The organism is Bradyrhizobium liaoningense, from assembly GCF_018130825.1.
Classification (GTDB): domain Bacteria; phylum Pseudomonadota; class Alphaproteobacteria; order Rhizobiales; family Xanthobacteraceae; genus Bradyrhizobium; species Bradyrhizobium liaoningense_B.
The window spans coordinates 262,979-282,787 of the sequence record NZ_JAFCJS010000004.1; the positions used below are offsets into that span (position 1 = coordinate 262,979).

The window sequence follows — 19,809 nt, forward strand, 5'->3', positions numbered from 1 at the left end:
CGCTCGGCCCTCGGTGTCATTCCCCGCGAAAGCGGGGAATCCAGTACGCCGCCGCTTCTCGATGAATCACAGACGCCTCGGCGTACTGGATCGCCCGGTCAAGCCGGGCGATGACAGTGAATGTGTGGAGACACGCGTACAACATTCTCGCTGTCGTCCCGGCGAAGGCCGGGACCCATAACCACAGGAAGGAGTTTGGCGAAGACTCGTCGTTCGGTACTCCGACCGCCTGCAATTGATAGATCACGCGGTATGGGTCCCGGCCTTCGCCGGGACGACGCGAGGAAAAAGTACGCCTCACACGTCTAACCTAATACGCAGCGACAAGGCTCCCGCCCTACCGGCAGGACAATCCCGCGTCGATCGTGGTCCAGAAGCCGCAATGTTCCGGCGCCAGCTGTGGGGCGCCGGCGTGGGCTTCGTACAGGAAGATCGCGACGGTGAAGACGATCAGGGCGGAGGCGAAGAGCGTGATGCGGTTGCGCATGTGAGATGCGTTTAATCGACATCGTGGTCGAATGATGGCACGGCCACAGGCTGAAACCACGGCCGCGCGCGCTCCGTAGATTCACGGTCGGCCATTTTCCGTGCAGGGCGGTGGTCGATGCGGGGCTGTCCGCCAGACGTTGTTCCCCGGGCGGCCCCGCTTCCGCCTTCGCTCTGTCGAGCTACGGCGGGACAAGTCCGTAGCCCGGATGGAGCGCAGCGTAATCCGGGGTCGAGCTGCAACTTCGACTGTCCCGGATTTCGCTGCGCTCCATCCGGGCTACGGCAGTGCGCTCACCGCGCCAGCCATTGCGCGACTTCCTTCTGCGACTCCGCGCGCGCATCGGCATCCGTGCCGAGATGGCCGTGCTCAGGCGCGGCGGCGTCGCTGCTGCCGCTGGCCGCGTGCAGCGGCGTGTTGGCGCGATCGAAATCGTGATAGGCGCCGGGGTAGACCACGATGCGCGCGAGCGCGCTGCGGCCGCGCGCGCCGTCGACCATCTGGCGGCAGGCCGGCGGCGAGGAGACGTCGTCATCGGCGCCGATCAGCACGAGGGTCGGCACCCGCGCGCTCCATCCCAAACCCGCCGAGATCCGGCAATCCGGATAGAACGCAATCGCGGCGCGGAAATCCGGCCCCTGATCGCGCGCCGTGCTCTGCGGACGCACCGCCCAGAGCAGTGCGCTGGCGCCGTTGGCCCAGCCCATCAGGCTGATGCGGTCGCGCGCCACCCAGGCCTGATTCATCAGCCAAGCGCGCGAGGCCGCGATGTCGGCGACGCGCTCGCGCCGCGCCTTGACGTGACTCTCCTTGACGCGACACTGCGGACCGAGCTCGCGCGAGCCGTAGCTGTCGGGCATCAGCACGGCGTTGCCAGCCTTGAGCAGGCGCTCGGCCCAGTCGCGATAGCGCGGCAGCACGGGATCGGAATGGCCGCCGAGGCCGCCGCAGCCATGCAGCGCGATCACGGTCGGAAACGGCCCCTCTCCCTCGGGCTTGTAGAGCTGCGCATGCAGCACTCCGGACGCCAGAGGAATCTCGACCTGATGCGGCGCGGGTGCCGGCGCCGCGTGCGCAGCCGGTATCAGGAGCATCAGGAACAGGGCGATCAGTCGAAGGCGCATCGGACTCTGCCGTATCAGGTGCCGGCCGCGAGCGGCGGGACGATCCTTCGCCCGGAGCAGTACCATGCGTAAACGGCGGCAAAACATCACAAACCGGTGGGTTTAACGGGCGGACAAGCCACCCTATCTATGCTACATCCCGTCCAACACATCGTGCCCTTACGGGCCTTCCACGGAGACTTTCGACCGTGCTGAACAAGTTCGGCTCTTCCGGCCATGGCGAAGCGCAGGTGCAGTATCTCGACGGCGATTTCCGCGTGATCTCGCCGGGGACCTTCGTGCGTTGCGCCATCACCGACACGCGGATCCCGCTCGACGAACTGAAGTACTGGAGCGTGGACCTGCAGGAGGCCTACGCCACGCCCGCCGCGGTGCTGCAGCGGCACTTTCCCGGCGCGCTGAAGCAGTCGTGATCCTTCGGCTCTCGTAACTCTCGTAGGGTGGGCAAAGGCGCAAAGCGCCGTGCCCACCGTCTCTCCAAGACCGCGACAACCAACGTGGGCACGCTTCCGCCTTCGCTCTCCGAGCTTCGGCGGACAAGTCGCTTTGCCCACCCTACGATACCGCGCTTGTGGCATCGTTCTGCTATTGCGGCTCTGGACCATCTCCGCCTACGCACGTCTTGATGAAACTCTTCCTGCTCTCCCCGACCACCTTCTGATCGATCGCCTGCTTCAGGCAATCGACCCGCGCCTGCGCCATGCACAGCTGCATCTGGTCGCGCTTGTCCTGGCCTTTCAGGTTTTGCGTGGTGGCGAGACAGGTGACGCGCTTGGCCGCGGGAACCGGAACGGTAGTGGGAGCGGCGGACGGGGTCGCCGTCTGCGCGAACACGGGCGCAACAATCAGACACACAAGGCTGGCGGCGACGGCGGCGGACGGCAGTTTCATCGAACTCTCCTGATCGTCCGAGATCGATAGGGAGGGTGCGATGAATGAGGCGTGAATGCCGAACTGCCGTAGGGTGGGCAAAGCGCAAGCGTGCCCACCGCTTCGATTATCGAGTGAGGCAGCATTGTTGGTGGGCACGCTGCGCTTTGCCCACCCTACGGGACCTGCCGACCTTCACGCCTCACTGAGAAATGATCCTCGTCATCCCGATCCGCGTTGCATCGAATCGTGCTTACACTCCGAGGTAAGTCATTTCGCTTTGTGGTTGGATTTTTCGTCGCGGTCCGGCGTCCTTAAGTTGTTCGACGAAGTCTTGCTGAAACAGAGCGCTGCTAAACTGCGTGTTAGGTAATTAGCCCTGTTCTTTTTATCGCGCAGACAATCAAGTCAACCAAACGGCCGTCGAGCTTTGGAATTGGCGCAGTCTGTGAACGGGCTCATATCGAAGAGCCATCTGACGGGCTACGATCACCTCGAAAATCCGCGGTGGAATATCTGTAAATTCCAAAGTCAATCGATGGGGGTGATCATGCCCATCATACTGGACTTGCTCTATCGCGAATATTGCCGCGCCCGCCTCGCCGAAATGCGCAAACAGCTTCTGATCGCAGCTGAACGCTTTGAAGCGCTCGAAGCGGACTACCTTCTTTCGGATCAAAGTGACGACGAGAAAGCGGCACATCGCAAGGCCGGCCGCGGCGCGCCGAATTGAAGCGACCCAAACCGGCAATCTCTTCCGCGTCGCAGTGACCAGGCAATTGGCATCAGTTTGGATGGCAGCGATGAACACGCCCGAATGCTATACCGTCATGGTGACCTGCGCCTCGTGCCTGACCATCATCGGATTGATGGTCGTTGGGGCGTGGTGAGCACGACTGACTGCTGAACCGCGATCGCGGACCGTGACCGGCTTTGCAGGCAAGCACGTTCCGTCGGAACATGGCACGGCCGATGGTCACGGCACCCAACAAGGCAGCGCCGTAGAGTGGGCAAAGCGAAGCGTGCCCACCCGACGAGATCAGCGTCTGGAGAACCGCCGCTCGCGCGCCTTGTAGAGATGATCGCTGATCAGTTGCCGCAGCTTGGCGGGGTCGTCGAATTCGAGCTGGACGGCGAACGGCACGATGCCGGCGGGCACGCCTTCGCTGCCATGCAGGCGGGCAAGATCCTTTTCCGTCGTCACCAGCGTCAGTTGCTCGCGCTGTGCTTCCGCCGCGAGCGCGGCGAGCTCCTCGCGCGAGAACATGTGATGATCGTCGAAGCGGCGCGTGCGCGCGACATCGATGCCACTGCCCTGCAATGTGCGGAAGAAGCGCGCGGGATCGCCGATGCCGGCGAAGGCGAAGACCCGCTTGCCGAGGAGCTGCGCGAGCGAAGCCGCATCCGGCTTCAACCGCGCGCGCAGCTCGGGCTTGTTGCGCTTGGCGAGCTCGCCCGCGACATCGTTGGCAGCGCGGCCGTCGCCGATCAGCACCAGCGCGTCGGTGCGCGCGAGCTGCGCCTGCAGCGGCGCGCGCAGGGGGCCGGCCGGAAACACCGCGCCGTTGCCGAGACCGCGCTCGCTGTCGATCACGATCAGCGAGGCATCCTTCAGCAGGCGCGGGTTCTGGAAGCCGTCGTCCATCAGGACCACGGTGGCGCCTTGCGACTTCGTCAGTGCGACGCCGTCGAGGCGGTCGCGCGCAACGGCGACAGGAACGTCGCGCGCCATCATCAAGGGCTCGTCGCCGACATCAGCCGCGGTGTGACGCATCCGATCGACCATGACAGGGCCCTTCAGGCGTCCGCCATAGCCGCGGCTGAGCACGACAGGCGTCTCGCCGAGCTCGCGCAAAAGCTTGGTCAGCGCCAGCACGGTCGGCGTCTTGCCGGCGCCGCCGACATGGTAGTTGCCGACGCAGATCACGGGGATGCCGGCGTCAAAGCCCGTGCGCAGCATGCGCCGTTCGGTGATCGCGCCGTAGAGCGCACCGAGCGGCCATAGCGCGTGCGATTGAAGGGAACGTGGCCGGTACCAGAAGGCCGGCTCACGCATTGGCGGCTCCCATCTCGATCCGCAATTGCAGCAGATAGGGCTCCAGCGCGGTCATGGTGCGGTTGAGCGCGCCGCCGAGTTGCTCGACGACGCCGGCACCTGCCTGCTGCATCTTGTCACGCAACGTGGGATCGGCCAGCAGCTGGCCGAGCTGCTTGACCAGCGCTTCCGGCGTGTCGGCCTGGCGCGCGCCGCCGCTCGCATCGAGCGCCTCGTAGACGTCGGTGAAGTTGAAGACGTGCGGGCCATGGACGATCGCCGCCCCTAACTTGATCGCCTCGATCGGATTCTGCCCGCCGTGGCGGATCAGCGATCCGCCCATGAACACGATCGGCGAGAGGCGGTAGAACAGGCCGAGCTCGCCCATGGTGTCGGCGACGTAGACGTCGGTCGCGGCCGTCGGCAGCTCCTCGCGCGAGCGCAGGGCAGGCTTGAGGCCCGACGCCGTGACGAGGCCTGCGATCGAGGAGCCGCGGTCGGGATGGCGGGGCACGATCACGGTCAGAAGCTGCGGGAAGAAGCCGACGAGGCTGCGATGCGCGGCGACCAGCATCTCGTCCTCGCCCGGATGGGTCGAGGCGGCGACGATGATCGGCCGCCCGCGCGTCATCGCCATCAGCCGTTCGAGCTTGGCGGGATCGGCCGGCGGTGCGGGCACGTCGAGCTTGAGATTGCCCGTGGTGACGACGTCGCGGCCGCCGAGCGCGGAGAAGCGCTCGGCATCGGTCCTGGACTGCGCGAGACAAATATCGAACCGCGACAGCAGCGCCGAGATGGTGCCGTGCATCCGGCGCCAGCGCGGGAAGGAGCGCGGCGACATCCGCCCGTTGATCAGCACCATCGGCACCCGGCGCGCAGCGCCCGCCAGGATCAGGTTGGGCCACAAATCGGATTCGATGAACAGCGCCAGCGACGGCTTCCAGTGGTCGAGGAAGCGCGCAACGTAGCGCGGGGAATCATACGGCACGTATTGATGGATGACGTCGGGCGGAAAGCGTTTTGCGACGACCGCCGCCGAGGTGACGGTGCCCGAGGTGAGCAGGATGCGCAAATTGAGATCGCGCAGGCGCTCGATCAGGGCGGCCGCCGCCAGCACCTCGCCGACGCTGGCGCCGTGGATCCAGACCAGCGGGCCGTGCGGCCGCACGTCGCGGGACAGGCCGCGCCGCTCACCGACCCGCGCGGGGTCTTCCTTGCCCTGCTTCAGCCGCCGCTTGATCAGCGCAGGCGCGAGCGGCACCAGGCCGGAGGCCAGGCGCCGATACATCCGCAGCGTGATCGGCAGCGCAATGGGCAGCGATTTAGGCATCTTCCGGTCCAGGGCGGCCGAGCTGCGCATAGGCGCGCCGGGTCGCCTCGTTCAGCGTGTCCTCCAGCTCCTGCCGCAGCGTCTCCATCATGGCGGCGTCGGCATCTGCGGGAACGTGGATTTCCTTGATGCCGACCAATGCGCCTCGCCCGAATGGCAAATTGATGGTGGTGCGGTCCCAGTTCTTCAGCCGGATGAAGCGGCTCGTGGCCATCGCAAAAGGCATGATCGGCCGCCCCGATTCCCGTGCCAGCATGATGATGCCGAGCCCGGCCACGCGCGAGCGCTTGGGGACATCGGCGGTCAGCGCGACATTACAACCGTCCTGGAGCGTCCGCACCATTTCCTTGAAGGCGCCGACACCACCTTTGCGGTGGAAAGCCCCGCCGTGATCGCCGGAACCTCTGATCGTGCCGATGCCGAGCCGCTCGGCGGCGATGGCATTGAACTCGCCGTCGCGGTGCCGGGAGATCAGGACCCTAGCCTTGTACCAGTCCTTGTTCTTGATGAAGGGGGTGAGGAAGTGCTGGCCGTGCCAGAAGGCGAAGATCGCGGGGATCTGCGGCTCGACGATGTCATAAACGTCGGGCGGATCGAACGTGAACTTGTTGGTCCGCCAGACAAGGCGCAGATATTCGGCCGCCAGGACCCCGACGGCACGCTGAACGAAGCTGCTTCGCAGCGTATTGCGAAGCAGTTTTTTCAACGCGCCGGTTCTTGATTGGGGTCGAGCAGCCGGTGGAGATGGACGATGAAATAGCGCATCTGCGCATTGTCGACCGTGCTCTGCGCCTTGGCGCGCCAGGCGGCGTGCGCCGTCGCGTAGTTCGGATAGAGGCCGACGATCTCGACGTCGTCCAGGTTCTTGAAGGTGTTGTGCTCGAGATCGACGAGCTCTCCGCCGATGACGAGGTGAAGCAGTTGTTGCGGGGCACTATCTGGCATGGGTTCTCTTTCTAACGGGCTGCCCGGCAAAGCAGTGGTCGACAGGCACGCGAAAGCGCTTCAGGGCAAGGGACGGTCTCGAAAATGCGCGACAATGCTCGCATGACGATCGCGTCCCGCTGCCACCAGCACCCCGTGGGCCACTTCCCGGCGGTTATAGAGGATGGGATCTCCGGAGAGGTCGCTCATCCTACCATCCGCTTCCTGCACGATCAAATCGGCGGCCGCAAGGTCCCAATCATGGCTGTTGCCGCCCGCAAAAGCCGCATCCAGCGCGCCATGGGCGACCCGGCAGAGCCGGAGCGCGAGCGAGCCGATTCGCCGGTGCAGCTTGATCTCGCCGAGCGAGGGCTTCAGGCGCTCGATCAGGGGTTTGGGCCCGGCCACGCGCGAGAAGTCGAGCTCGGATCCGGCAGTAGCCTGCACGGCTCTGCCGTTGAGTGTCGTGCCTCGCCCTCGGACCGCAAAGAAGAACTCGTCGCTGGTCGGTGCGAACACCGCGGCGAGCACGGGCGTGGCGCCCTCGACCAGCGCGACGCTGACGCACCATTCGTCATGGCCGCCCAGATAATTGCGCGTGCCGTCGATGGGATCGACCACCCACGTCAGCCGGCGCGACAGCCGGGTGGAATCGTCGGCGCTCTCCTCGGAGAGCCAGCCATAGTCCGGCGTGGCGGCGCGCAGGCGCGCTTCGAGCAGGTCGTTGACGGCGATGTCGGCCTCCGACACCGGCGAGGAGACGCCCTTGATCCACTTCTTCAGCTCGGTGCGGAACATCGACTGCGCGAGCGCACCCGCCTCCCGCACCGTGTCCTTCAGCAGCGCCGCATCGCGGTTCAGGATGGTTTCGTCGAGGGAGTTCGCGTCAGCGTCCGCCAAGCGTCAAGCCCTCGATGCGCACCGTCGGCGCATTGATGCCGTACCGGAACTCCAGATTGTTCGCCGGCTGCATCGACTTGAAGATCTCGAACAGATGGCCGGCGATCGTGACCTCGCTGACGGGATAGGTGATCTCGCCGTTCTCGATCCAGAAGCCGGAGGCGCCGCGGCTGTAATCGCCGGTGACGCCGTTGACGCCGGAGCCGATCAGGTCGGTGACGTAGAAGCCCTGCTTGATGTCGGAGATCAGCTCGGCCGGCGTCGGCGTGCCGGCTTCGAGATGCAGATTGTACGGCCCCGGCGAGGGCGAGGACGAGACGCCGCGATGGGCGTGGCCGGTGGTGGCGAGCCCAAGCTCGCGCGCGGTGGCGCAGTCGAGCAGCCAGGTCGTCAGCACGCCTTCGTCGACGAGGGCGATTTTCTTCACCGCGACGCCTTCGGCATCGAAAGTCTGCGAGCGCAGGCCGCGCTTGCGCAGGGGATCGTCGATGATGCGGATGTTCTTGGCGAAGAGCTGCTGGCCGAGCTTGTCCTTGAGGAAGCTGGTCTTGCGCGCGATCGAGGCGCCGTTGATGGCGCCGACGACGTGGCCGACCAGCGAGCCCGCGACGCGCGGGTCGAACACCACGGGCACCTTGCAGGTTTCGACCTTGCGCGGATTGTAGCGCGCCACGGTGCGCTCGCCGGCGGAACGGCCGACGGTTTCCGGCGACAGCAGATCGGCGCCATGCGGCGCGGAGGTGAAATCGTAGTCGCGCTCCATGCCGGTGCCCTCGCCTGATATCGCGGTGGCCGAGATGCCCTGGCTGGAGCGCAGGTAGGAGCCGTGGAAGCCGGTCGAGGTGACGAGCACCATGCCGCCCATGCCGGCGGAGGCCGAGGCGCCGCCGGATTTTGTGACTCCCTTCACTGCGAGTGCGGCAGCTTCAGCGGCGAGCGCACGGCGCTCGAGCTCGCTGGTCGCGGGCACATCGGGATCGAGCAGATCGAGATCGGGGAAGTCGCGCGCCAGCAGCGCGGGATCGGCCAGGCCGACATATTTGTCTGATGGCGCAACCTTCGCCATCGCCACCGCGCGTTCGGCAAGCTTGGTCACGGCATCGCCGCTGACGTCGTTGGTCGAGACCACCGCCTGGCGCTGGCCGACCAGCACGCGCAGGCCGACATCGTCGCCCTCGGAGCGCTCGGATTCCTCGACGCGGCCGTCGCGCACCTCGACCCCTTGCGAGACGCCGCGCACCGCGACCGCATCGGCCGCATCGGCGCCTGCGCGTTTGGCCGCCTCCACCAGCCGCTGTGCGAGATCGGACAGCGCGGACTGATCGAACAGGTCGCGATTGGCCTTGGAAGAATCCTGGGGCGAAAGCGTCGAGCTTGGTGAAGGGTTCACAAACGAAATCCTGTTGGGGCGGAGGTCGGGGCTCGGGACGGCCGAACCCACCAGATGTGCCCAAATGGTGCGGACTTCAAGCATTTTCAGCCCGCAAAAAGCTCAGATTCGCTTCTTCGGCGCAACGTCTCGTCAATCATGCGCGCCAAGGTCTTGTCAATCATGAGCCGCGGTGACGCTGGGTTAACCAGCCTTTTTAAGCGGTTTCGGAAACGGCCGCGCTAAGGTCCTCGCATCGACCGGGAACATAATCCTGGCGGGGAGAACGAAAGCCGTGAGGCGTCAAACATCAGCATGCGGGGTCGCTCCCGCCGGGTCGAGCCGCAGCTTGCGGCTCGACCCCCTTTCCCTTCCGGTCCGCTTCGACGCGCATGATCCGCGCGCCGACGGATACACCAGGCAGATCGAGCTTCATCGCGAGCGTGTCGTGCTGCGCCGTGCCGTCCGCGGCATGCAGATGGCGATCAACGTCCGCGTCAGCGATTTCACCGGCGTCGCGCTGCGCGGCAATGACGAGGCGCAGGCGCTCGTCCTCGTCCATCGCGACCCCTCGCTCTCCGTTCCGCTGCTGGTCGGTGCCGAAGCCGACGAGCTCACCGAGGCCTGGGCGATCTGGAGCGAGATTTTTGCGCTTCCGCAACTCGACGAAGGTGCGCGCAAGCCCGCAGCCCGCCGCCGCCGCGCCAACGCGATCCGCGCCCGCCGTCCGAAATTCTTGATGCGCCGCCGCACCGGCATGGTGCGCGAGCTGGCCGTTCATCAGGGCGAACGCGAGATCATCGCGAGGAACTGAAGGTGCCGTAGGGTGGGTTAGCCGTAGGCGTAACCCACCTCTTCTGTTTCCGTGGAGAGAGACAGTGGTGGGTTACGCTTCGCTAACCCACCCTACGAGTCACGCCGCCCGCATCACGGCGTCCGCGAGCAATCCCGCAAACAGTAGCAGCCCTGCATCCCGGTTCGATTTGAACAGGCGCAGGCAGAGCGCGCCATCAGCGATGTTCAAGCGCACGATCTGCGACGCCAGATGCGCGGCAAAGGCCGCAAGCCCAAGCCAGGCCGGCCAGCGCACATCGCCGGAGGCCAACGCGACGCCGATCAGCACCACCGCAAGCCCATAGAACAGGATCAGCGCCTGACGCGTATGCGCGCCGAACAAACGCGCAGTGGACTTGACGCCGATCAGCGCGTCGTCCTCGGCGTCCTGATGCGCATAGATCGTGTCATAGCCGATCACCCAGGCGATCGACCCCGCATAGAGCACCAGCGCGGTGAGGTCGATGCGTCCGAGGATGACGGCAAAGCCCATCAGCGCGCCCCAGGAGAAGGCAAGCCCGAGGAAGACCTGCGGCCACCAGGTGACACGCTTCATGAAGGGATAGATGGCGACGACCGCGAGCGAGGCGATGCCGGTCGCGACGGCAAAACGGTTGAACTGGAGCAGCACGACGAGACCGATCACGGCCTGCGCGACCATGAAGGCGAGCGCCTGCTTCACGGTGATCTGCCCCGCGGGCAGCGGCCGTGAGCGCGTGCGCTCGACCTTGGCATCGAGGTCGCGGTCGGTGATGTCGTTCCAGGTGCAGCCCGCGCCACGCATCACGAAGGCGCCGATGAAGAACAGCACGATGGTGAGCGGCAGACGGTTGACATCGTGCGCGATGCCGGCGGCGAGCGCCGCCGACCACCAGCACGGCATCAGCAGAAGCCAGGAGCCGATCGGACGATCGAAGCGGGACACGCGCAAGTAAGGCCGCGCCCAATGCGGCGCGAGCGTATCGACCCAGTTGCCGGTGGAGTCGGCAACGCGGGCGGATGTATCACTCATCGGGTCAGAACGTTGCCGTTGAGCGTATCGAACGTGCTGCCGCCCTTCTTGCCGGCATTGGCCTCGGGCGCCGAGCCCGAACCCAGCACCTCGCTCAGCGACGGACCGGCCGGACCGCGCGGCTGGTTCTGCATCTGCTGCGCGACGTTGCAGACCTTGGTCTGCATGGCCTCGGTGTTCTTGTGGCCGTCCTTCATCTGCGCGCCGACCTGCGGCGGGATTCCGCACTTCGAGGCATTGGCCTCGATGTACTTGATCATCTTCGACTCGGCCTGGCTGAAATTGCGGATCAGCTTGCAGGCCTCGTCCGGCGGCGCGTGACGGTCGCTCGCCGCCTTGATCGCCTTGCCGCGCTTCTCGGCCTCCTCGCGCAGGGGCATGAACGCCTTCATGCAGTCCTCACCCGGGCCCTGCGTCGGCGGGGCCGCACTGAAAGCGCCGGCGCCGCCGATCGGGGCTGCGCCGTTCACCGGAAACGAGGATTGCGGCGCCGTGCCGACGGAGGCGGTCGGCGCCGAGCCGTTCACGGGCGGAAACGCCGAGCTGCTCGCGGCCTGGTTCGGCAGCGGCGCCGGGAAGGCGCTCTGCGCATAGGCGCCCGCGGCACCCATGGTGACCATGGCGGCAGTGATCGGAACCATCAGATGACGGATCATCAAGGCAGTCTCTCCGGCAGGAGCTTACGGGGTTCGGCGTCTTCCCAATTGAAGCGCACCCAGCGTGTTCGTGTTTTTACGATTCCCGCCGACGCTTAACAACCCGCCGAATAGGGCAAGAGCGCGGCGCGGGGACGCACCGATTCGGCGATATTTACCCCCAAAACGACTGGTTTCGGTTAAGAACGGCCCCAAATTGGACCTTTGAACGATGCCATCCCACGATTTTCGCGCCCCCCGCCTGTTCGTCGATGCCCCCCTCGCCCAGGATGCCAGGGTCCCGCTCGACCGCGACCAGAGCAATTATCTCGGCAATGTGCTGCGGCTGGCCGCCGGGGCCGAGGTCCTGGCCTTCAACGGCCGCGACGGCGAGTGGCAGGCCGCGATCGAAGGCCGCAAGCGGCCCGACGGCCTCGTCATCCTCCAGCAGACCCGGCCTCAGGACCGGCTGGCCGACCTCACTTATGTCTTCGCTCCGCTCAAGCATGCCCGGCTCGACTATATGGTCCAGAAGGCCATCGAGATGGGCGCCGCCAGCCTGCAGCCGGTCCTGACCCGGTTCACCCAGGCTTCCCGCGTCAACACCGAGCGGATGCGCGCCAATGTGGTCGAGGCGGCGGAGCAATGCGGGATCCTGAGCATCGCCACTGTGGCCGAGCCGGTGCCGCTGGACCGGTACCTCAGCCAGCGCCCTGCCGACCGGCTGCTGATCTTCTGCGATGAGGCGGCAGAGGTCCAAAACCCCGTTCAGAGCCTGCAAGGCGCGCGTGAGGCCGGGCAAGGTATCGACGTGCTGATCGGCCCCGAAGGCGGTTTTGCCGAGGAAGAACGGGCGCTGCTGCTGCGGCAGCCCACGATCCTGCGGCTGGCGCTCGGCCCCCGCATCATGCGGGCCGACACCGCCGCCGTCGCCGCACTGGCGCTGGTGCAGGCGGTGCTGGGCGATTGGGCCGGCCAAACCGCCTGATCCCTCGCATTGCCCGCCTGTTAAGCGATTGATCCTTTGGAGGTCGAAACCGCTGTCGGGCCATGCTAAGGGCTGCGCCAATTCGCCTCCCCCTTGCCCTGCCCGGTTCCGCCGGGACGATGGACCCTGAGATGACTGCGACTGCCACCTCAAATGCTGCCGGCTCCGCCGCCTGGGCGGATACGCTGCTCTTGTCGTTCGCGCAGGCCGGCTATGTCAGGGCCGAGCCCGCGATCCTGCAGCCGGCCGAGCCGTTCCTGGATCTGTCCGGCGAGGACATCCGCAAGAGCCTGTACCTGACGAGCGACCTGTCCGGCGAAGAGCTCTGCCTGCGCCCGGACCTGACCATTCCCGTCGCCCGCGACTATCTCGCCTCGGGCCGGGCCGGCCAGCCGGCCGGGTTCAGCTATCTCGGACCGGTGTTCCGCTACCGCAGCGGCCAGGCCAGCGAATTCCTGCAGGCCGGCATCGAATCGTTCGGCCGTCAGGACCGCGCCGCGGCCGACGCCGAGATGCTGGCGCTGGCCCTGGAGGCGACGGCCGCCTTCGGTGTCCGCGACGTCGAGATCCGCACCGGCGACGTCGCGCTGTTCAACGCGCTGCTCGACGCGCTCAACCTTTATCCGGTCTGGCGCCGCCGCCTGGTCAAGGATTTCAACCGCAAGATCAGCCTCGAGCAGGATCTGGAGCGGCTGGCGGCCGCGGCCACCGCGACGCGCAGCGAATATGAGGGCGTGCTGGCGGCCCTCGCCGGCTCCGACCGCAAGGCGGCGCTCGCCTTCGTCACCGATCTGATGTCGATCGCCGGCACCACCAATGTCGGCGGCCGCACCACGGCCGAGATCGCCGACCGTTTCCTCGAGCAATCGACGCTGAAGGGCGGCGCGCTGCCGCGCGAGGCCATCGCCGTGCTCAAGCGCTTCCTGTCGATCGCGGGCAATCCGGACGATGCCATCGCCGAGCTGCGCGCGCTGACGACTGACGCGAAGCTCGATCTTGCTGCTGCGATCGACCAGTTCGAGAGCCGGGTCGGCTTCATGGCCGCGCGCGGCATCGACGTGAAGCAGACGCGCTTTTCGACCGCGTTCGGGCGCGGCCTCGACTATTACACCGGCTTCGAATTCGAGCTGCATCACAGGGGCAACGGCGCCGAGCCGCTGGTCGCCGGCGGCCGCTATGACGGGCTGATGACCCAGCTCGGATCGAGCGAGCCGATCGCCGCGGTCGGCTTCTCGGTCTGGGTGGACGCGCTGAACCGGATCGGCCGCAAGGTGGGAGCTTAAGTCATGAGCGCGCCATTCGTTCTGGCCGTTCCCTCCAAGGGCCGCCTGCAGGAAAACGCCGAAGGCTTCTTTGCCCGTGCCGGCCTCAAGCTGTCGAAGGCCGGCGGCGCCCGCGACTATCGCGGCACCATCGCAGGGCTGGACAATGTCGAGGTCGCCTATCTCTCGGCGAGCGAGATCGCATCGCAGCTGTCGCGCGGCTTCGCCCATCTCGGCGTCACCGGTGAAGACCTGGTGCGCGAGAACATTGCCGATGCCGACAAGCGCGTGTCCCTGATCGAGGGGCTCGGCTTCGGCTATGCCGACGTCGTGGTCGCGGTGCCGCAGGCCTGGATCGACGTCCGCACCATGGCCGATCTCGACGACGTCACCACCGGCTTCCGCGAGCAGCATCACATGCGCATGCGGGTGGCGACCAAGTTCGTCAACCTCACCCGCGCGTTCTTCCAGAGCCACGGCATCACCGATTACCGCATCGTCGAGAGCGCGGGCGCAACCGAAGGCGCGCCGGCGGCCGGCAGCGCCGAACTGATCGTCGACATCACCACCACGGGCGCGACGCTCGCCGCCAACGGCCTCCGCGTGCTCGACGACGGCGTGATCCTGCGCAGCCAGGCCAATCTGGTCGCCTCCCGGGAAGCCGACTGGTCGCCGCAGGCGCGCGAGACCGCGCGAGTCATCCTCGATCACATCGCAGCAAGGGCGCGCGCCAACAAATACCGCGAGGTCCGCACCCGCTTCCGGCAGTGCGACGCCGCCCTGCTCGGCGAAGCCCACAGCCGGTTCGGCGTCGAGGCCCCATTTGGCGGGCCGACCTCGTCCGGCATGCTGACGCTGCACTGCCCACCGGGGCAGCTCTATGCGCTGGCGAGCTTCCTGCGCGAGCACGGCGCCGAGACCGTCTCGGTGGTCTCGCTCGACTACGTGTTCGACCAGCAGAACCCGCTGTTCGCCAAGCTCGAGGCGTTCCTGCGGCGGTGAGCCCCAGGTCCGTTCAGCGTAGCGACAGCTAACGGCAGCTATCATATGCTGTTGAGATGACCTTGATCGCCTTTGGAACCCTAATCGATGACGCTGGGCTCTGACGTTTCCGCCCTGACGACCACCGCGGCGAACTCCGCCGCGAAGGGATTGTCGATTGTCGTCCCCGTCTATAACGAGGCGGCGGGTCTCGCCGCGCTGCATCAGCGCATCTGCGAGCTCGCAAAAACCTTGCGCGAGCGCCACCGCCTCGGTTGCGAGGTCGTCTATGTCGACGACGGCAGCGCGGACGCGACGCTGTCGATCGCACGCAACCTGCCGGCCGACGCCATCGACGTCCAGGTGGTGTCGCTGTCGCGCAATTTCGGCAAGGAGGCGGCGCTGATGGCCGGCCTCGACCACGCCCGCCTCGGCGCCGTGATGTTCATGGACGGCGACGGCCAGCACCCGCCGGCCCTGGTCGAGCAGCTGGTACGGCACTGGATCGATGACGGCTATGACGTCGTCTATACCGCCAAGGCGCATCGCGACAACGAACCCTTCCTGCGCCGGCTCGCCGTGCACGGTTTCTACGCGCTGATCAATTGGGGCGCGCGCCAGAAGATCCCCGAGGACGCCGGCGACTTCCGCCTGCTGTCGCCGCGCGCGGTCGCAGCGCTCAGGCAGCTGCCCGAGCGCAACCGTTTCTTCAAGGGCCTCGCCAGCTGGATCGGCTTCCGCCAGATCCGCGTCGACTACGAACCGGCGGCACGCGCCCATGGCGTCACCACCTTCAACGCCGCGCGATTGCTCGGTCTGTCCATCGAGGGCCTGACCTCGTTCTCGGTGGCGCCGCTGCGTTTCGCCAGCCTGCTCGGCGTGGTGCTCGCCGGCGGCGCCTTCCTGTTCGGCCTGTCGATCCTCTGGGAGGTCTGGACCACCGGCAAGCAGGTGCCCGGCTATCCCTCGCTCGTGGTCGGCCTGATGACCATCGGCGGCGTCCAGCTCATCATGATCGGCATCGTCGGCGAATATATCGGCAAGATCCTTTCCGAGCTGAAGGCGCGCCCGATCTACTTCGTCGCCGAGCACAGCCAGAAGCATTTCGAGGCCGGCAAGGCCCAGGACGCTTCAACCCAGGACGCTTCAAGCCAGGACGCCTCGAGCAGGACGGCGGCCGAATGAGCAGCGCCGCGAGCCCGCGGCGAATCTGGCTCTGCGCCGACGATTACGGCATCAGCCCGGGCGTCAACCGCGCCATCCGCGACCTGATCGAACGCGGGCGTCTCAACGCCACCTCGGTGATGATGGTGGGAGCTGCGATCGAGCGCAGCGAGGCCGAGGCGCTGCAGGCCTCGGCCAAAGCGAGCCCGCGCTGCGCGATCGGATTGCACGTCACGCTGTCGGCGCCGTTCCGGCCGCTCACCATGCATTTCCGTCCCCTCGACGGCGATATGTTCATGCCCTTTCCGAAGCTGTTGCGCGCCGGCCTTGCACGGCGGCTCGACCGCGAATTCTTTCGCGCCGAGGTGAAGGCGCAGCTCGCGGCCTTCGTGGACGCCTTCGGCCGCGCGCCTGATTTCGTCGACGGCCATCAGCATGTGCAGCTCTATCCGCAGGTGCGCGACGGCTTTGTCGATGCGGTCGCTGAGGCTGCGCCACAGGCGTGGGTGCGCCAGGGCGGCCGTAACCTGCCACTGGCACAGCGGCTGGCCTCGCCCAAAGCCATGGTGCTCGACATCCTCAGCGCGCAATTCCGCCGCCGCGCCGGCGGCGCCGGTCTCGGCTTCAATCCCGGCTTTGCCGGTGCCTACGACTTCACGCGCGCCGCCGATTTCGGCGAGCTGATGCGGCAGTTTCTGGACGGCCTGCCGGATGGCGGCCTCGTGATGTGCCATCCCGGCTTCGTCGACGACATCCTCACCAGCCTCGATCCGATGACCAACGTCCGCGAGCGCGAGCACGCCTATCTCAAGAGCGATGCCTTCGCGCGCCTGCTGGCGGACAGCAACGTGACACTGGGATGAAACCGGCGAAACGCCGGCCAAGGGGCAGCTAAGGGGCAGCTTGTCGCATACCGAAATTTAATCCGGCCGGCACTGTTGGGGCCACAATGGAACCCTACATCTCCTGCGCGCTTGATTTTGCGCGAAGGAGACAGATCATGACGCCGCAGGAACGCCAGCTCGTCGACGACCTTTTCGACCGGCTTTCAAAGCTGGAAAATGCCCCGCGCGATCCCGACGCGATCGCCGCGATCTCCGACGGCCTGCGCAAGGCGCCCAGCGCGGTCTACGCGCTGGTGCAGACCGTGCTGCTACAGGATGAAGCGCTGAAGCGCGCCAATACCCGGATCCAGGAACTGGAAGCGGCCCATGCGCCCGAGCCGGCCCAGTCCGGCGGCTTCCTCGATACCATGCGCGACTCGCTGTTCGGGTCGAGCCCGTCGCGTGGCTCGGTTCCGAACGTGCCGCCGCGTGAGCAGCGGCCGGTCTGGAACACCGGCCAGGCGATGCAGCAGTCCCAGCCGGGCTACGGCCAGCCGCCTTACGGCCAGGCTCCGGGACAAGGTTATGGCGCCCCGCCGGCCGGCGGTGGCGGCGGCTCGTTCCTCGGCACGGCCGCGGCGGCCGCGGCCGGCGTGGTCGGCGGCTCGCTGCTGCTCTCGAGCATCCGCGGCATGATGGGCGGCTCGCACCAGCAGGCCTTCGGCGACACCAACGCGCTCGGCGACCGCAGCTCTGGTGGAAGTCCTTGGGGCGGCAGTGACCAGTCCGGCGGCTCGCTCGCGCGCGATGCCGGCCTCGGCGACATCGGCTCTAACCGCCGCGACGACTCGCGTCAGAGCTTCTCCGACCAGGCCTCGAACGACCGGGACAACAACGACCAGAACTACGACGACGATCACGACGACAGCATGGACATGGCCGACGACAGCGATTTCGGCGACGACGACGGCGGCAGCGACTACGCGTGAGGCTGCTCCATAACATTGCAAACAAGAACGGCCGCCGAGGAGGCGGCCGTTTTCATTTGAATCGTCTGGCGCTCTGGCCCCTTCACTTCTCCCCTTGCAAGGGGAGAGGGTGAACAGCGAGCGCTTGGCTACATCACCACGACCTTGGTGCCGACATTGACGCGGCCGTAGAGGTCGATGACGTCCTCGTTGCGCATGCGGATGCAGCCGGAGGAGACGTTGGTGCCGATGGTCCAGGGCTCGTTGGAGCCGTGGATGCGGTAGAGCGTGGAGCCGAGATACATCGCACGGGCGCCGAGCGGATTTTCCGGGCCGCCTTCCATGTGCCGGGGCAGATCGGGCCGGCGCGCGATCATTTCCGCGGGCGGGGTCCAGTCCGGCCATTCGCGCTTGGCCGTGATCGACTTCACGCCCGACCAGGTGAAGCCGGGACGCCCGACGCCGATGCCGTAGCGCATCGCCTTGCCGTTGCCCTCGACGAGATAGAGGAACTTGTTGGGCGTATCGACCACGATCGTGCCGGCGCCTTCCTTGCCGCTATAGTCAACAAGCTGTTTCTCGAATCTCGGATCGAACGGGCGCTGCCGCGGGTCGACCATCTCCTGCTGCAGACTTGCGCCTTGCTGATATCCACCTTGCATCTGCGGCTCGCCCATCGGCGGCAGGCGGCGCTGATCGTAGTAGCCGGGCTGCTGCTGATATACCGGGCGCTCCGGCGCATAGGCGGGGCCGCGGCCCGGACCGTCGCCGAACAGAAACTCGATGAAGCCGCCGCCCATGTTCGCATTGGAGGCGACGCGTACCGGCGCCGGCGGCACGCGCGGCTGGTAGATCACCGCGGGCGGATCGTTCGGCACCGTGTTGTCGAAGGCGCCGGCGCCGCTGGTGCCGGCAATGAAGGTGCAAGCGCTGCCGAGCAGCGCGACAGACATTTTCTTGAACATCGACGTACTCTGTACTGTTTCGTCTAGATCACATGCGTCGTGCAGGGCTGATGACTGATCCGCGCCCGCGACGTGGTCAATAAAAAGCAAAAGCCGTTTTGTTTGGTAAACAGAAGCGGCGTTTCGATTCACCACGTCGCAAGCGGGCCCGCAATTTGGCGATCAGCGTTTATTTTCGATGAACGCGGTGCGGTGATGGTTAATCGCTTCTTTGCGCGCCGTCGCGCGCAGCCGCAACGACAGTTCCTGCTGTGAACTTCGTGTTAAATCGCTTCTGCCTACAAAGACGCGTGAGTGAGGTGGGGGGAGTGTCCTGATGGCTGTTCACCGCAAACGTTTTCGTGTCGAGGATATCGCCGGTGGCGAGATGCCCATTCTAGACGTAACTGAAGAGGCAGGGCCGATGCACAGCGAGATCATGGCCGAGTTGCGCGCGATCCGCGCCCAGATGGCGAAGGGCATTACGGCTGCCCCGCTGTCCGGCAGCGCCGCGATGGCGGCGATCGACGCGTCGACGGCGCATGAGCTGTCCGAAGCGCGCACCATGCTCGAGACCTACCGGGCGCAGATCGAGCAGTGCGAGAAGCTGAAGGTCGAGCTCGACCTCATCCACGACGCCATCGACCGCACCAAGCGCGAGATCGCGACCCTGCACGGCAAGAGCTTCGACGGCGGCGAGATGGCCAAGGTCAATGGCGAGCTCGGCGCGGTGGTCGGCGGCACCGAGCAGGCGACCCAGCAGATCCTCGAAGCGGCCGAGTCGATCGACCAGGCCGCCAGCGCGATGTCCAAGGTGGACTCGGCCGACCAGCAGAAGCGGCTCGCCGACGACATCCAGGAACGCGTCATCTCGATTTTCGAAGCCTGCAACTTCCAGGACCTGACCGGCCAGCGCATCAGCAAGGTCATGAGCACGATGAAGTTCATCGAGCAGCACATCAATGCGATGATGGAGATCTGGGGCGGCGTCGACGCGATCAAGGCCCATGTGCCGGCGCCGGTCGACCAGCGCAGCGAGGACGAGAAGCTCCTCAACGGCCCCAAGCTCGCCGGCGACGTCGGCCACGCCTCGCAGGACGACATCGACGCGCTGTTCGACTGAGCGGACGCGGCATAGGAAACAGCAAAACGCCGGCC

At 66.3% G+C, this 19,809-nt stretch carries 22 protein-coding genes; 10 read left to right on the forward strand and 12 right to left on the reverse strand.

What is annotated here, in order from left to right; all coding sequences use genetic code 11:
• Positions 1-337: 337 nt before the first annotated feature.
• Both JQ603_RS19910 and JQ603_RS19915 read right to left on the reverse strand, forming a co-directional pair.
• A complete protein-coding gene (locus tag JQ603_RS19910) occupies positions 338-487 on the reverse strand; it encodes a hypothetical protein (protein ID WP_018648402.1) in 150 nt (49 codons plus the stop codon).
• Between the two features lie 293 nt (positions 488-780).
• Positions 781-1,611 (reverse strand): dienelactone hydrolase family protein, encoded by an 831-nt coding sequence (locus JQ603_RS19915; protein WP_212341897.1) that lies wholly within the window; start codon positions 1,609-1,611, stop codon positions 781-783.
• A 188-nt stretch (positions 1,612-1,799) separates the two neighbouring features.
• Here JQ603_RS19915 and JQ603_RS19920 point away from each other — a divergent pair, with 188 nt between their 5' ends.
• On the forward strand, positions 1,800-2,024 hold the full coding sequence (locus tag JQ603_RS19920) for a DUF2093 domain-containing protein (protein ID WP_183242872.1): 225 nt from the start codon (positions 1,800-1,802) through the stop codon (positions 2,022-2,024).
• A gap of 172 nt (positions 2,025-2,196) precedes the next feature.
• Here JQ603_RS19920 and JQ603_RS19925 read toward each other — a convergent pair whose 3' ends face one another.
• Positions 2,197-2,502: a hypothetical protein gene (locus JQ603_RS19925; RefSeq protein ID WP_212341899.1), complete on the reverse strand. Its 306-nt coding sequence runs from the start codon at positions 2,500-2,502 to the stop codon at positions 2,197-2,199.
• Positions 2,503-3,031: 529 nt separating this feature from the next.
• On the opposite strand from JQ603_RS19925, the gene JQ603_RS19930 reads away from it, so the two are divergent.
• A complete protein-coding gene (locus JQ603_RS19930) occupies positions 3,032-3,214 on the forward strand; it encodes a hypothetical protein (RefSeq protein WP_245003730.1) in 183 nt (60 codons plus the stop codon).
• Positions 3,215-3,520: 306 nt separating this feature from the next.
• Here JQ603_RS19930 and lpxK read toward each other — a convergent pair whose 3' ends face one another.
• From lpxK to JQ603_RS19960, 6 genes are read right to left on the reverse strand one after another with little or no spacing between them, the layout of a single operon-like run.
• Entirely contained in the window at positions 3,521-4,537 is a 1,017-nt protein-coding gene (gene lpxK / locus JQ603_RS19935) for a tetraacyldisaccharide 4'-kinase (protein ID WP_212341901.1), read from the reverse strand.
• Positions 4,530-5,846, reverse strand: a complete 1,317-nt coding sequence (locus tag JQ603_RS19940; RefSeq protein ID WP_245003731.1) for a 3-deoxy-D-manno-octulosonic acid transferase — start codon at positions 5,844-5,846, stop codon at positions 4,530-4,532. The genes lpxK and JQ603_RS19940 overlap by 8 nt, the downstream gene beginning before the upstream one ends.
• Positions 5,839-6,552, reverse strand: coding sequence for a lysophospholipid acyltransferase family protein (locus JQ603_RS19945; RefSeq protein ID WP_212341905.1), 714 nt, complete (start codon positions 6,550-6,552; stop codon positions 5,839-5,841). The genes JQ603_RS19940 and JQ603_RS19945 overlap by 8 nt, the downstream gene beginning before the upstream one ends.
• Positions 6,549-6,791 (reverse strand): DUF4170 domain-containing protein, encoded by a 243-nt coding sequence (locus JQ603_RS19950; RefSeq protein WP_018648410.1) that lies wholly within the window; start codon positions 6,789-6,791, stop codon positions 6,549-6,551. Before JQ603_RS19950 ends, JQ603_RS19945 begins: the two co-directional genes overlap by 4 nt.
• 60 nt (positions 6,792-6,851) lie before the next feature.
• Positions 6,852-7,670, reverse strand: a complete 819-nt coding sequence (locus JQ603_RS19955; protein WP_212341907.1) for an inositol monophosphatase family protein — start codon at positions 7,668-7,670, stop codon at positions 6,852-6,854.
• A complete protein-coding gene (locus tag JQ603_RS19960; RefSeq protein ID WP_212341909.1) occupies positions 7,657-9,060 on the reverse strand; it encodes a TldD/PmbA family protein in 1,404 nt (467 codons plus the stop codon). Before JQ603_RS19960 ends, JQ603_RS19955 begins: the two co-directional genes overlap by 14 nt.
• A gap of 274 nt (positions 9,061-9,334) precedes the next feature.
• Here JQ603_RS19960 and JQ603_RS19965 point away from each other — a divergent pair, with 274 nt between their 5' ends.
• Entirely contained in the window at positions 9,335-9,853 is a 519-nt protein-coding gene (locus JQ603_RS19965) for a DUF6101 family protein (RefSeq protein WP_212341911.1), read from the forward strand.
• A gap of 99 nt (positions 9,854-9,952) precedes the next feature.
• On the opposite strand, the gene ubiA is transcribed toward JQ603_RS19965, so the two are convergent.
• Both ubiA and JQ603_RS19975 read right to left on the reverse strand, forming a co-directional pair.
• Positions 9,953-10,885, reverse strand: a complete 933-nt coding sequence (ubiA, locus tag JQ603_RS19970) for a 4-hydroxybenzoate octaprenyltransferase (protein WP_212341913.1) — start codon at positions 10,883-10,885, stop codon at positions 9,953-9,955.
• Complete coding sequence (locus JQ603_RS19975; RefSeq protein WP_212341915.1) at positions 10,882-11,541, reverse strand: hypothetical protein; 660 nt, start codon at positions 11,539-11,541, stop codon at positions 10,882-10,884. The genes ubiA and JQ603_RS19975 overlap by 4 nt, the downstream gene beginning before the upstream one ends.
• A 211-nt stretch (positions 11,542-11,752) precedes the next feature.
• Between JQ603_RS19975 and JQ603_RS19980 the strand changes: the two genes are divergently transcribed.
• The 6 genes from JQ603_RS19980 to JQ603_RS20005 all read left to right on the forward strand — a co-directional run bounded on the left by JQ603_RS19980 (position 11,753) and on the right by JQ603_RS20005 (position 17,728).
• Positions 11,753-12,508 carry a 16S rRNA (uracil(1498)-N(3))-methyltransferase gene (locus JQ603_RS19980; RefSeq protein WP_212341916.1) on the forward strand — a complete coding sequence of 252 codons (756 nt, stop codon included), beginning with the start codon at positions 11,753-11,755 and terminating at the stop codon, positions 12,506-12,508.
• Between the two features lie 131 nt (positions 12,509-12,639).
• Positions 12,640-13,791 (forward strand): ATP phosphoribosyltransferase regulatory subunit, encoded by a 1,152-nt coding sequence (locus JQ603_RS19985; protein ID WP_212341917.1) that lies wholly within the window; start codon positions 12,640-12,642, stop codon positions 13,789-13,791.
• Between the two features lie 3 nt (positions 13,792-13,794).
• Complete coding sequence (hisG, locus tag JQ603_RS19990) at positions 13,795-14,772, forward strand: ATP phosphoribosyltransferase (protein WP_212341918.1); 978 nt, start codon at positions 13,795-13,797, stop codon at positions 14,770-14,772.
• An 87-nt stretch (positions 14,773-14,859) separates the two neighbouring features.
• Positions 14,860-15,936 carry a glycosyltransferase family 2 protein gene (locus tag JQ603_RS19995; protein WP_212341919.1) on the forward strand — a complete coding sequence of 359 codons (1,077 nt, stop codon included), beginning with the start codon at positions 14,860-14,862 and terminating at the stop codon, positions 15,934-15,936.
• A complete protein-coding gene (locus JQ603_RS20000) occupies positions 15,933-16,778 on the forward strand; it encodes a ChbG/HpnK family deacetylase (RefSeq protein WP_212341920.1) in 846 nt (281 codons plus the stop codon). The genes JQ603_RS19995 and JQ603_RS20000 overlap by 4 nt, the downstream gene beginning before the upstream one ends.
• A gap of 137 nt (positions 16,779-16,915) precedes the next feature.
• Complete coding sequence (locus JQ603_RS20005) at positions 16,916-17,728, forward strand: DUF2076 domain-containing protein (RefSeq protein ID WP_212341921.1); 813 nt, start codon at positions 16,916-16,918, stop codon at positions 17,726-17,728.
• 128 nt (positions 17,729-17,856) lie between these two features.
• On the opposite strand, the gene JQ603_RS20010 is transcribed toward JQ603_RS20005, so the two are convergent.
• Entirely contained in the window at positions 17,857-18,672 is an 816-nt protein-coding gene (locus tag JQ603_RS20010) for a L,D-transpeptidase (protein WP_212341923.1), read from the reverse strand.
• A gap of 316 nt (positions 18,673-18,988) precedes the next feature.
• Here JQ603_RS20010 and JQ603_RS20015 point away from each other — a divergent pair, with 316 nt between their 5' ends.
• The gene (locus JQ603_RS20015) at positions 18,989-19,774 is read left to right on the forward strand and encodes a protein phosphatase CheZ (RefSeq protein WP_212341924.1); all 786 of its coding nucleotides are present in this window, start codon (positions 18,989-18,991) and stop codon (positions 19,772-19,774) included.
• The last annotated feature ends 35 nt before the right edge of the window (positions 19,775-19,809 follow it).